At 65.6% G+C, this 11,859-nt stretch carries 11 protein-coding genes; 3 read left to right on the forward strand and 8 right to left on the reverse strand.

Annotated features, from left to right (window positions below):
• Positions 1-66: 66 nt before the first annotated feature.
• The 6 genes from O3139_RS04145 to O3139_RS04170 all read right to left on the reverse strand — a co-directional run bounded on the left by O3139_RS04145 (position 67) and on the right by O3139_RS04170 (position 5,178).
• Entirely contained in the window at positions 67-804 is a 738-nt protein-coding gene (locus O3139_RS04145; protein ID WP_269515682.1) for a 16S rRNA (uracil(1498)-N(3))-methyltransferase, read from the reverse strand.
• A 154-nt stretch (positions 805-958) separates the two neighbouring features.
• Positions 959-1,291, reverse strand: coding sequence for a DUF5615 family PIN-like protein (locus tag O3139_RS04150; RefSeq protein WP_269515683.1), 333 nt, complete (start codon positions 1,289-1,291; stop codon positions 959-961).
• Positions 1,288-1,515: a DUF433 domain-containing protein gene (locus O3139_RS04155; RefSeq protein ID WP_209321571.1), complete on the reverse strand. Its 228-nt coding sequence runs from the start codon at positions 1,513-1,515 to the stop codon at positions 1,288-1,290. Before O3139_RS04155 ends, O3139_RS04150 begins: the two co-directional genes overlap by 4 nt.
• A 47-nt stretch (positions 1,516-1,562) precedes the next feature.
• Positions 1,563-2,741, reverse strand: a complete 1,179-nt coding sequence (locus O3139_RS04160) for an acyl-CoA dehydrogenase family protein (RefSeq protein WP_269515686.1) — start codon at positions 2,739-2,741, stop codon at positions 1,563-1,565.
• 168 nt (positions 2,742-2,909) lie between these two features.
• On the reverse strand, positions 2,910-4,691 hold the full coding sequence (locus O3139_RS04165; RefSeq protein WP_269515687.1) for an acyl-CoA dehydrogenase C-terminal domain-containing protein: 1,782 nt from the start codon (positions 4,689-4,691) through the stop codon (positions 2,910-2,912).
• A 4-nt stretch (positions 4,692-4,695) separates the two neighbouring features.
• The gene (locus tag O3139_RS04170) at positions 4,696-5,178 is read right to left on the reverse strand and encodes a MerR family transcriptional regulator (protein WP_269515688.1); all 483 of its coding nucleotides are present in this window, start codon (positions 5,176-5,178) and stop codon (positions 4,696-4,698) included.
• Positions 5,179-5,259: 81 nt separating this feature from the next.
• Here O3139_RS04170 and O3139_RS04175 point away from each other — a divergent pair, with 81 nt between their 5' ends.
• Complete coding sequence (locus O3139_RS04175) at positions 5,260-5,463, forward strand: DUF2256 domain-containing protein (RefSeq protein ID WP_269515690.1); 204 nt, start codon at positions 5,260-5,262, stop codon at positions 5,461-5,463.
• On the opposite strand, the gene O3139_RS04180 is transcribed toward O3139_RS04175, so the two are convergent.
• Positions 5,423-5,869 (reverse strand): DoxX family protein, encoded by a 447-nt coding sequence (locus tag O3139_RS04180; protein WP_269515692.1) that lies wholly within the window; start codon positions 5,867-5,869, stop codon positions 5,423-5,425. The two genes, O3139_RS04175 and O3139_RS04180, sit on opposite strands and share 41 nt — an antisense overlap.
• A 265-nt stretch (positions 5,870-6,134) precedes the next feature.
• Positions 6,135-7,538, reverse strand: a complete 1,404-nt coding sequence (locus tag O3139_RS04185) for a protein adenylyltransferase SelO family protein (protein WP_269515693.1) — start codon at positions 7,536-7,538, stop codon at positions 6,135-6,137.
• A gap of 217 nt (positions 7,539-7,755) precedes the next feature.
• Between O3139_RS04185 and nhaA the strand changes: the two genes are divergently transcribed.
• Together nhaA and O3139_RS04195 are read left to right on the forward strand one after the other, a co-directional pair.
• Positions 7,756-8,985 carry a Na+/H+ antiporter NhaA gene (gene nhaA / locus O3139_RS04190; protein WP_269515695.1) on the forward strand — a complete coding sequence of 410 codons (1,230 nt, stop codon included), beginning with the start codon at positions 7,756-7,758 and terminating at the stop codon, positions 8,983-8,985.
• Positions 8,986-9,200: 215 nt separating this feature from the next.
• Positions 9,201-11,813, forward strand: a complete 2,613-nt coding sequence (locus tag O3139_RS04195; protein ID WP_269515697.1) for a TonB-dependent receptor — start codon at positions 9,201-9,203, stop codon at positions 11,811-11,813.
• The last annotated feature ends 46 nt before the right edge of the window (positions 11,814-11,859 follow it).

Here is an 11,859-nt window from a genome sequence, read left to right on the forward strand (position 1 = left end):
CGGGTAGATGGGCGGGATTGAGGCATGACTCAAGGGGCCAGGGTTCGCGTCGCGGGCGCGCGTCGCCTATCGCTCCCAGTCGCCGACGGCGGCCTGCCACAGCGCCATGGCGGCGATTGCGGCGGTGTCCGCACGCAGGATGCGGGGGCCCAGCGACACGGCCGTCATGAAGGGCAGGGATCGCAGACGCTCGCGTTCTTCCGGCGAGAAGCCACCCTCCGGCCCGATCAGTATGGCCCAGGGAGCCCGTTCTCCCTCCCCTCCGGGGGAGGGAGACTCCAGCGCCCGCATCACCGGCTGCCCCCCCGTCTCGTCGCAGAACATCAGCCGGCGCGACGGGTCCCAGGCGTCCAGGATCGTGGCCAGCTTCTGCGGGTCGTCGACCGTGGGGACGTCCAGCCGCCCGGTCTGTTCGGCGGCCTCGATGGCGATGGCGTCCAGCCGGTCGAGGCGGACATGCTCGACATTGGTCCGCTGGGTGACGGCCAGGCGCACCCGGGCGGCCCCGAGCTCGGCGGCCTTTTCAACGATGGTCTCGACGCGGGATTTCTTGACCAAGGCGACGATCAGTTCGAGGTCGGGACCAAACGCCTGGGGCCGGACCTGTTCCTCGGCACGCAGGATGACGCCCTTCTTGAGGATTTCGGCGATCACGCAGCGCCACTCGCCGTCGCGGCCGTTGAAGACCAGCAGGGTGTCGCCGAGCTTCAGCCGCATGACCTGGGTCAGATAGCGGGACTGGTCCAGTGTCGGGGCAACGACGGCAGCAGCGGACAGGGGCTGGGGGACGTGGAGGCGGATCACCGCTCGGACGCATCGTTTGAGGCTAAAGCTTTCGCGGCCTGTCGTTCGCCTTTCCAGAACGCACGTTTGCGCCAGCGAAGGTGTTTCCACCATTCGCCTGCTCGAGTTACCAGTCCTTTTTTGAGCGTGGCCATCCGCACATAATAGCTTTGGCTCAGCCGATTGCGAGGCAGTCTATGTCATCCGCCCGATCCATGGCCAGGATGTCGTTCGCGTGCATCCTGAGGAGGGCATGGACATAGGTCGTTGAGCGATTGCCGCATCTAAGCCAAACCACTTTCGGGGGAGAGCCGCGAAGGGCCGAGAGGTCGGCAAAATCCCCATCGAGAGTCACGATACAGTAGCCATTCTCGGCGGCGTAACTCCAAATCGTCGTATCGTCGGCCTGATCCAGGTGCAGAAGACGGACCTGGGACGAGCCGGGAAACAGATTTTCGAGAACGTTCGGCAGCCGGTGGCTGAGATTCTGATCGAAAAGAAGTTTCACGCGGCCGCGAAAGTGGTCCGGCGATGTCGGTCGGCCGCGTAAGCGAGCACAGCGCGAATGTCGTCTTCGGTCAGTTCGGGGAAGTCCTTCATGATCTCAGAGTGACTCATCCCTTCGGCGAGCCACCCCAATACATCTTCGACAGAGATACGCATGCCTCGGACACACGGGCGCCCGCCTCGCTTACCGGCCTCGATCGTAATGTATTGCCGGTAGTCGATCATGCGGGAAACCTACCATGTTTTCCTCATGAGTTACAGGCGTGTCGGAGCTACAAGCTCCGCGCGATCAGGACCTTCATGATCTCGTTCGTCCCGCCATAGATGCGCTGGACGCGCGCATCCTTGTACAGCTGGGCGATCGGATATTCGTTCATATAGCCGTAGCCGCCGTGCAGCTGGAGCATCTCGTCGATGACCTCGCCCTGCAGGTCGGTGACCCAGTATTTGGCCATGGAGGCGGTGACGGCATCCAGCTGGCCCTTCAGGTGCAGGCCGATGCAGTGGTCGACGAAGACGCGGGCGACGGTCAGCTTGGTCTTGACCTCGGCCAGCTTGAACTGGGTGTTCTGGAACTCCAGCACCGACTTGCCGAAGGCCTTGCGCTGCTTGACATAGGCCAGGGTCTCCTGAAGCCCGCGCTCGGCCGCCGCGATGCCCTGGACGGCGATGTTCAGCCGCTCCTGCGGCAGCTGCTGCATCAGCTGGATGAAGCCGCGCCCTTCCTCGCCGCCGATGATGTTGTCGGCCGGCACCTTCACGTCGTTGAAGAACAGCTCGGACGTGTCATTGCCCTCCATCCCGATCTTGTGAAGGTTCCGGCCGCGCTCGAAGCCGCCAATGTTTTCACCACCTGCGCCGTCCGTCTCCACCACGATCAGCGAGGTGCCCTTGGCCCCGGCGGCGGGGTCGGTCTTGGCCACGACGATGATGAAGTTGGCCAGCTGGCCGTTTGTGATGAAGGTCTTGGAGCCATTGATGACATAGCCGTTGCCGGACTTCACCGCAGTGGTCTTGACGCCCTGCAGGTCGCTGCCAGCGCCCGGCTCGGTCATGGCGATCGCGCCGACCAGTTCTCCGGTGACCAGACGCGGCAGCCAGCGCGCCTTCTGCTCCTCGGTGCCATAGTGCCAGATGTAGGGGGCGACGATGGCGTTGTGCAGGCTGATGCCGAAATGGTCCGCGCCCTTCCAGCCCAGCTGACGCATCAGCACGACCTCGTGGCGATAGTCGCCGCCCATGCCGCCCCACTCCTCGGGCTGCGACAGGCCCATCAGGCCCGCCTCACCCGCCTTGTTCCACAGGTCGCGCGGAACCGATGAGTTGGCGATCCAGGACTGCACGGCCTCCGGCGGCGCGTGCTCGTCGATCCATTTGCCGACGCTGTCGGAGAACAGGACGATGTCCTCTTCCAGCATGAAGTCGGGGGAGGGGGTGTCGATGACGTTCATGGTTTCACTCGATCTTCTCCCTCCCCCGCGGGGGAGGGTGGCCGCGCAGCGGCCGGGTGGGGGCGGCAAGGCGGAGCGGGCACCGGCGTGTGGATCGCCCGGCCCTCCCCACCCGGTCGTCGCTACGCGCCGACCACCCTCCCCCGCAGGGGGAGGGAGAGGAGCGGCCTAGAACGCCTCCGCCGGCATCTGCATCAGCACGTCCGCGCCGGTCTTCATCTTGACCAGGTGACCCTGCGCGTCGGGCAGGATGCGCTCGACGAAATATCGGCCGGTCTGCAGCTTGGTGACGTAGAAGGGATCGTCCGAACCCGCATCGATCTTCGCCTGCGCGGCCCTGGCCATCTGGGCCCACATATAGGCCAGGGCCGTGAGCCCGAAGAGGTTCAGGTAATCGGTGGAGGCCGCACCGGCATTGTCCGGGTTCTGCATGCCGTTCTGCATCAGCCACATCGTGCCCTCCTGCAGCTTCTTCTTGGCGTCGGCCAGACCATCGACGAAAGGCTTGATCGGGCTCTCGGCTCCGTTCTCGGCGACGAAGGCGTCGATGTCGGCGAACCAGCTCATGATCGCGCGTCCACCGTTCGACGGCAGCTTGCGGCCCACCAGATCCAGCGCCTGGATGCCATTGGTGCCTTCGTAGATCATGGTGATCCGGGCGTCGCGCAGATACTGGCTGGCCTGGAAATGCTCGGTGTAGCCGGAGCCGCCATGGACCTGCATGCCCAGCGACGCGACGTGGAAGCCCTTGTCGGTCAGATAGGCCTTCAGCACCGGGGTCAGCAGGCCCATATAGTCCTTGGCCTTGGTGGCCGTGGCCTCGTCGGCGGATTTCTCGAGATCGGCGTGCAGGGCGGTCCACAGCACGAACGCCTGTCCGCCTTCCACGAAGGCCTTGGCCTCCAGCAGCATGCGGCGAACATCGGGGTGCACCATGATGCTGTCGGCCTGGGCGTCCGGGTTCTTCGGCCCGGTCAGGCTGCGGCCCTGGATGCGGTCCTTGGCGAACTCCAGCGCGGCCTGATAGGCGGCCGAGCCGATGGCCAGGCCCTGCAGGCCGGTACCCAGACGCGCCTCGTTCATGACCACGAACATGTTGTTCATGCCCCGGCCTTCCTCGCCGATCAGCCAGCCGGTGGCACCGTCATACTGCATGACGCAGGTGGCGTTGCCGTGGATGCCCATCTTGTGTTCGAGGCCCGCGCACTGAAGGCTGTTGCGCTCGCCCAGCGAGCCGTCGTCGTTGACCAGCACCTTGGGCACCAGGAACAGGGACAGGCCCTTGATGCCGGCCGGGGCGCCCTCGACGCGGGCGAGGACCGTGTGGATGATGTTGTCGGTGAAGTCGTGCTCGCCGGCCGAGATCCAGATCTTCTGGCCGGTGATCTTGTAGGTGCCGTCGCCCTGGGGCACGGCCTTGGTGCGGACCATGCCCAGGTCGGTGCCGCACTGGGGCTCGGTCAGGTTCATCGTCCCGCCCCATTCGCCGGTGGCCATCTTGGGCAGGTATTTGGTCTTCAGCTCTTCCGAAGCATTGGCGTGGATGCCTGCATAGGCCCCGGCGGTCAGGCCCGGATACATCGAGAAGGCGGCCGAGGCCCCGGCGGTGAACTGGCCGAACGCCATGCCGACCACGGCGGGCATGCCCTGGCCGCCATAGGCCGGGTCAGCCGACAGGGCCGGCCACCCGGCCTCGACCATCGCCTGATAGGCTTCCTTGTAGCCCTTTGGCCCGGTGACCACCCCGTTGTCCCAGTGGCAGCCTTCCTTGTCGCCCGAATGGTTGATCGGGGCGATGACTTCCTCGGCGAATTTGGCGCCTTCCTCCAGCACCTGCTGGACCAGGTCGGACGAGACGTCCTGGAACCCGGGCTGGTTGGAATAGCGGTCGATCTCCAGCACCTCGTTGAGGATGAAGGTCAGGTCGCGGACGGGCGCCTTGTAGGCCATGGGGTCAGGCTCTCAGCTTGAAGGGATGGTGGGCGTGGTTGTCGAGGTGCTGGCGCAGCACCGAGGCATATTCCTCGGCCCCGGGCAGAAGGTCGGGACGCTGGTCGTTGAGGCGTTCTTCCATGGCCGCACAGGCCTCTTCGGCCATCTGGATGGCGGCGTTGAGGTCTTCGCGCTGCTGCTTCAGGGCCTCGATCTGTGCGCGATGGCGGCGCAGGGCAATGGCCATCTGATGGGTGTTGCCGTCGTTGCGGTCGTACAGATCCAGCATTTCCTGGATCTCGGTCAGGGTGAAGCCGATGCGGCGGCCGCGGAGGATCAGCTTCAGCCGGGCGCGGTCGCGGGCGTCATAGACGCGGGTCTGGCCCTTGCGGGCGGGGGTCAGAAGACCCTTGTCCTCATAGAATCGCAGGGCACGAGCGGTCGCGCCGAACTCCCGGCACAGCTGCCGGATCGAATAGGTGCGATGGTCGTCTGCGGTCGCCATGCGGACGTCATAACTTGACGCGGACGTAAAGGGAAGCTTTCAGGTTGACGCAGCGGTTCGCCCGGGCGGATAGGACCGCCGATGTCGCGCAAACACGTCAACAAGGGACTGTCGCCACGGAAGGGCGATCTGCCGCAAAAGACCTGTGTGGTGTGTCAGCGCCCGTTCGCCTGGCGGGCCAAATGGGCCCGGGACTGGGAAGCGATCACCGTCTGCTCCGACCGATGCCGGTCGGCCCGGAAGCTCAGTGCGAAACGCGACGGCCCAGGTAAACCGGGATCGTGATGGCCAGCAGCAGGATGTTGATCAGGGCGAGGCCTACGTCCAGGCTGATCGCGTGAACCGCCAGCATGGCGGATTCCAGCATGATCAGACCCACGGCCGAGACCAGCAACGGCCAGCGGCCCAGCTTCCACGACAGCAGGGGCGCGATCATGCCGAGCGCCAGCACGATTTCCACGATGCCGATGCCGCGGACCAGACTTTCGCTGACCATCGCGGGCCAGTTCATCAGGGCCGTCAGGTTCGAGATCGACTCGGTCAGTTTGGCGTAACCGGCGGCGACGAAGAACATCGCCACCCAGCCCTGCAGCGTCCAGAGCGTCAGGTTACGGAAAGCCGCCCGGTTGCGGATCTGGGCCGCCGACAGTGTCGGACGCGTGGAGGCGGGCGGGGCGAAGGTGATGGACATCTGGATTTCGTTTGGTCGGGGAGGGCGGATGATTAGTAACAGAGTCTAGATCAGATTGACGGGCCGGGTTCGCAAGAGCCTTGAAGCCTCACCGTAACGCGATGTGATGAACAAGCCGTGCCTTAGCGACGCGGCGGCACGATGGCGGGATGCCTACGGATCGGTAATCCAGCCGGTTGCTGGCTGATGACGGCTTTTGGCACGGCCTGGTCAGATTGTCATCAGCGGTAGACATCAATTGATGACTTGTTTTCGGGCCCCGTGTTCAGGCTCTGGAGAGCCTGCTGGCTTCGAGCCGCCCGAGCTTCTCCGTCAATGGCGACCAGTCGTCGGCGCTGTCGATCGCGACCCAGATCGCCTCAACCTCGTCGATCAACATCTCCTCGGGATCCGCTGCGGCGAAGGCGGCGTGTTCCAACCGCTCCGGCCGGTCGGGTTCGTGCTCGAACAGGGCGAAGCGGAAGGCGTCGAAAGTCTCGCCTTGCCAGGTCCTGGCGCGCGGTCCGGACAGCGCACGGGCAGACGACGCGAAGCCGGCGAACCAGTCGTGGAACAGGGGCTCCCAGCGCACGGCCTCTCCCTTGTCCCTCAGCAGCGCCAGCGTCGTGTCCAGCAGCCGCTGGTCGGCCGCCTCGCCCAGGCTCCTGACGCCCAGTCGCTCCAGGAAGGCGGCGCGGAGTTCGCGGATATAGGCGGGACCGAACCCGTTCAGGGCCTCGGTCAGAGGCGCGGCGTCGGCGACCAGCTTCAGCGTGCCCGCCAGCTGGGTCAGGTTCCAGAACACGGCCTCGGGCTGACGCGCGAAGGCATAGAGGCCCGAGTGATCGAAATAGGCGGCGGTGAAGCCAGGCTCATAGGACGGCAGGAACCGCCAGGGGCCATAGTCGAAGCTCTCGCCCGTGACATTCAGATTGTCGGTGTTCAGGACGCCGTGAACGAAGCCGGCCGCGATCCACCGCGCCGTCAGCCTTGCCGAGGCGGCGACGATGGTGGCGAGCAGGCCGGGGACGTCGCCGGCCGCCACCGTCGGGTGATAGAGACTGCGCACATGCTCGACCAGGGTTTCGATCTGGTCCGCCCGCTCGAACCAGGCTGCCCGCTGAAAGGTCCCGAAACGGACGTGGCTGTGCTGCAACCGGACCAGGACCGCAGAGCGGGTCGGCGAAGGCTCGTCGCCGCGCTCCAGCGCCTCCCCGGTTTCGATCAGGCTCAGAGCCCGACTGGTCGGCACGCCCTGACTTTCGAGCATGGCGGCGGCCAGGACCTCGCGCACGCCGCCCTTCAGCGTCAGACGTCCGTCGCCCGCGCGCGACCAGGGCGTGGTGCCCGAGCCCTTGGTGCCCAGATCCAGCAATCTGTTGTCGGAGGCTCTCATCTGGGCCGCCAGGAAGCCGCGTCCATCGCCGAGGTCCGGATTGTAGGTGCGGAACTGATGGCCGTGATAGCGCATGGCGACCGGGCCGGGCTGGCCGGGCAGGGGCTGGAACCGACCGAAATGAGCCACCCATTCGGCGTCGCCCAGCGTGGCCAGGCCGACATCTGCCGCCGCCCGATCATTGCGGTGGCGCAGCACGGTTTGGGGAAAGTCGGCAGGGCGGACCGCGTCGCCGAATTCCGGGCCCAGGTCGAAGAAGCAGGGCTCGGGGCGATAGATCGGGCTGACGGGCATGGGCCGCAGATGCGACCTGGACAGCGTCGGCGCAACCTCAAGCCGGTCGGTTCTGGTTGAACCTTTGCCGTCGGGAGCTATTGTCCTGATCAGCGATCAGGTCGGTGCCGCGTGCCCGACCAGGCCGGCGCAGGTCCTCGATTCACGAGGATGGGCGAACCCGGTCCGGTGCCCGTCGATAACCGGGTGCCAGCAGACCCCCTGATCGGAGGCCATCGTGGCACGCAGACTGACGCTCGACTTCCTGAAGACAGAGGCTGCATCCGGGGCCGTGCTCGGCCTGGCCGCCGCCGCGGCGCTGGTGGTGGCCAACTCGCCCCTGTCCGACGCCTATTTCGCCTGGCTCAAGAGCGAACACCTGTTCCAGGCGGGGCCCCTGCGGCTGGAACTGACCGTGTCCGAATGGATCAAGGAAGGCCTGATGGCGGTCTTCTTTCTCGTGGTCGGCATGGAGATCAAATACGAGATCCTTCGCGGTGAGCTCAGCGATCCGAGGAAGCTGGCGACCCCCGTCCTCGCGGCGCTCGGCGGCATGGTCGCGCCCGCCCTGGTCTATCTGGCGATATCCGGCGCGACGGGCGGGCCGCAGGGCGGCTGGCCCGTGCCGCTGGCCACCGATATCGCCTTTGCCCTGGGCGTCTTCGCCATCGCAGGGCGAGGCCTGCCCTCCTCATTGCGGGTCTTCCTGCTGACCCTGGCCATCGTCGACGATCTGGGGGCCATCGGACTGATCGCGGTGCTGTTCAGCAGCGGGATCGACTGGGTGCCCCTGGTCTGGGCGGCCGGGCTGCTGGCGGTCGGCGCGGTCGCGTCCCGACGGCCCATCGCGGCCCCGTTCTGGGTCATGGGCTTCCTGGCCGTCTGGTGGCTGAGCGTCCAGGCCGGCCTGAGCACCTCCCTCGCTGCGGTCGCCTTCGCCGCGATCGTGCCGGTCGAGCCTCGCATCCATGACGGTCAGAGCCCGCTGAAGGAGGCGATGCACGACCTGCACCCCTATGTCGCCTACCTGATCCTGCCGCTGTTCGCATTCGCCAAGGCGGGGGTGTCCTTCGCCGGGCTGTCACTGGATCAACTGTTCGCACCGCTTGTCCTGGGCGTGGCGGCCGGTCTTTTCCTCGGCAAGCAGATCGGTGTCTTCGGCGCGACCTGGCTGGCGACACGTCTGAAACTGGGTAAGAAGCCGGCCCAGTCGACCTGGCTGCAGATCTATGGCGTGAGCCTTCTGTGCGGGGTCGGATTCACCATGAGCCTGTTCATCGGCATTCTGGCGTTTCCCGGTGCCATCGATGCCCCGGAACAGGTCGAGGTCAAGCTGGGCGTGATCCTGGGTTCGACCCTTTCGGCGTCGCTGGGTGCCGCGATCCTGGCGGTATCGGCCCGGCGTCGACGGCAATCGAAGGCCCGACCCTTTGCGAATACTGATCCGGGCGCACGAATATTGACCTAGGGTCATCCTTGTCTGTCGCTTTTGCGTCACACACGCAGCCGGGACGGGGCTGAAACATGTCGTGACTGCGCGCGGTCGCTTGTCGCTGGACCCGGCTTGGACTAACCCAGCAATTCGAGAATCCGACGCCTCGTAAGAAGGGCGCGGTCTGGGAATCAGGAAACGCCGCGACACGCCCGGGAGGGTTCGTCCGGCACATGAGCCGGGAGCCATCCATGCGTCTTACGAACTTCCTCCGCTGCACCGCCTCGGCGGCCGTGGTCGGCACCGCCGTTTTCGGCTGGGCCGGCGTCGCTTCGGCCCAGGACCAGGCGTCCTCGGTCGACGACATCGTCGTCACCGCCCAGAAGCGCGAGCAGAGCCTGCAGGACGTGCCGATCGTGGTCACCAGCCTGTCGCAGGAAGCGCTGGAGAACGCGGGCGTCCGCGACATCAAGGATCTGCAGATCCTGACCCCCGGCCTGACGGTCACCTCGACCTCGTCGGAAGGCTCGACCACCGCCCGTATCCGCGGCGTCGGCACCGTGGGTGACAACCCCGGTCTGGAAAGCTCGGTCGGCGTCGTGATCGACGGCGTCTATCGTTCGCGCAACGGCGTCGGCTTCGGCGATCTGGGCGAACTCAGCCGCATCGAAGTCCTGAAGGGACCGCAAGGCACCCTGTTCGGCAAGAACACCTCGGCCGGGGTCATCAACATCCTGACCGAGGCCCCGTCGTTCACGCCGGGCGGCAGCCTGGAGCTGACGGGCGGCAACTACGGTGCCTATGGCATCGCCGGATCGCTGACCGGCCCCATCAGTGACCAGGTCGCCTATCGCGTCTACGCCGCAACCCGCCAGCGCGACGGCTTCTATGACGTCAATCTGGGCGACGGCCCGCGCACTCTGACCGAAGACGGCACCCAGGATTTCTACACTGTCCGGGGCCAGCTCCTGGTTCTGCCGAACGACAGCGCCTCCATCCGGCTGATTGCGGACTATACCAAGCGCGATGAGTTCTGCTGCGTCGGCGTGCAGCGTCGGACCGGCCCCATCGGTGCCATCATCGACAGCCTGTCGACGGGCCCGGGCAATACACCGGCCGCTGCAGGATTCGGCTTCCTGCCCTTCTCGCGTCTCGCCTATGCCAACCGCGTGACCGATCAATCGATCGAGGACATGGGCGTGTCGGCGGAAGCCAACATCGACATCGATGCCTGGAACGCAACCCTGACCTCGATCAGCTCGTGGCGTAACTGGACGACCACGAACGGTCAGGACGCAGACTTCACCGGCGCAGACATCGCCTATCGCCTGCCCGACGGCGACTTCGGTGCCTCGGTGCGCAACATCACCCAGGAATTCCGCCTGGCCGGGGCCACGGACAAGCTGGACTGGCTGGTCGGCTTCTTCGCCACGCGCGAGAACGTCAACCGTTACGACAGCTTCTACGAAGGGGCCGACTATGCCCCGGCCCTGTCGCTCCAGCTGTCGGCTTCCCTGAACGCCGCCATCCCGACAATTCCGGTCAGCCCGGGCATCATTCCCTGCTTCACCACCGCGGGGCAGACCGCGCTCGGTCTCCAGACTTGCCTCGGCACCGGCGGCGCGCTGTTCGGGACGGGTCCGACGTTCGCCGCGGGTCAGTCGCTGCGGGACAAGTACCTGCAGCGGTCCGACTCGATCGCCCTGTTCACCAACAACACCTACAAGGTCACCGATGCGTTCGAGCTGACCCTGGGTCTGCGCTACACCTACGACGAGAAGCAGCTGACCGGATTGCAGACCAACGTCGGCACCAACCAGCTGACCTGCGCCGCGGCTCTGGCGAACCAGGGCGCGATCGTCGGCGTACTGGGCGCGTCGACCGGTGGTGCCTTCCTGGCCCGCTATTGCCTGCCCTGGACCAACCCCTTCTATGCCAACCGCGGCATCAACGAGAGCGTCAGCGACGGCACCCTGTCGGGCACGCTCAAGGCCGCCTATCGCCTGAACGAGTCGGTTCTGGTCTATGCGTCCTATGCGCGGGGCTACAAGAGCTTCGGCTACAACCAGGACCGCGTGCAGGTTGCGACCACGGCGATCCCGCTGCCGATCAACCCGGCATCGTCGCTGTTCTTCCCGTCGGAAGACGTTGACAGCTACGAACTGGGCATCAAGACGACCCTGTTCGACCGCTCCATGCTGCTGAACGCGACCTATTTCGACCAGACGTTCGAGAACTTCCAGCTCAACACCTTCCTCGGCACCGCCTTCGTGGTGGAGTCGATCCCCGAGCTGACCTCGCGTGGCGTGGATGCCGACTTCCTGTGGTTCACGCCGCTGGAAGGCCTGACCCTGGGCGGCGGCGTCACCTACACCGACGCCGAGTTCGGTAAGTTCACGGCCTCCCAGCTGACCAACCCGGGCAACTTCGGTGGTCTGTCGCTGCTGCCAGGGTCCCGTCCCTCGTTCGCGCCGGAATGGTCGTACGTCGCTTCGATCAACTTCAACCGGTCGATCGGTTATGGTCTGCAGGCCGGGTTCAGCCTGTCGGGCAAGTATATGACCGACTACAACACCGGCTCCGACCTGCTGCCCTACAAGATGCAGGACGGGTTCGGCACGCTGAACGGCCGCATTTCCCTCGGTTCGGAAGACGAGCGCTGGGCTCTGGAAGTCTGGGCCCAGAACCTGACGGACGAAGAGTACGTTCAGGTTGCCTACAACGGCTTCCTGCAGGGCTCGGGCTTCCAGTCCACGGCTCAGGCGAACGGCACCTTCTACGATCCGGCGCGCGACACCCAGACCATCGACGCTTTCCTGGGTGCCCCGCGCACCTACGGCGCGACCCTGCGCATCAAATACTGATCTTCGGCCATCCGGCTGAAGTGACAGGCTGGTCGGGGATGTCCTC

Source organism: Brevundimonas subvibrioides (genome assembly GCF_027271155.1).
In the GTDB taxonomy this organism is placed as follows: Bacteria; Pseudomonadota; Alphaproteobacteria; order Caulobacterales; family Caulobacteraceae; genus Brevundimonas; species Brevundimonas subvibrioides_D.

What these genes read in the sequence shown, in the direction of transcription:
- O3139_RS04155 (WP_209321571.1), bottom strand. Translation starts at nt 1,515, where the DNA reads ATGATCGACTACCGGCAATACATTACGATCGAGGCCGGTAAGCGAGGC.
- O3139_RS04160 (WP_269515686.1), bottom strand. Translation starts at nt 2,741, where the DNA reads ATGAACGTCATCGACACCCCCTCCCCCGACTTCATGCTGGAAGAGGAC.
- O3139_RS04165 (WP_269515687.1), bottom strand. Translation starts at nt 4,691, where the DNA reads ATGGCCTACAAGGCGCCCGTCCGCGACCTGACCTTCATCCTCAACGAG.
- O3139_RS04170 (WP_269515688.1), bottom strand. Translation starts at nt 5,178, where the DNA reads ATGGCGACCGCAGACGACCATCGCACCTATTCGATCCGGCAGCTGTGC.
- O3139_RS04175 (WP_269515690.1), top strand. Translation starts at nt 5,260, where the DNA reads ATGTCGCGCAAACACGTCAACAAGGGACTGTCGCCACGGAAGGGCGAT.
- O3139_RS04180 (WP_269515692.1), bottom strand. Translation starts at nt 5,869, where the DNA reads ATGTCCATCACCTTCGCCCCGCCCGCCTCCACGCGTCCGACACTGTCG.
- O3139_RS04185 (WP_269515693.1), bottom strand. Translation starts at nt 7,538, where the DNA reads ATGCCCGTCAGCCCGATCTATCGCCCCGAGCCCTGCTTCTTCGACCTG.
- O3139_RS04195 (WP_269515697.1), top strand. Translation starts at nt 9,201, where the DNA reads ATGCGTCTTACGAACTTCCTCCGCTGCACCGCCTCGGCGGCCGTGGTC.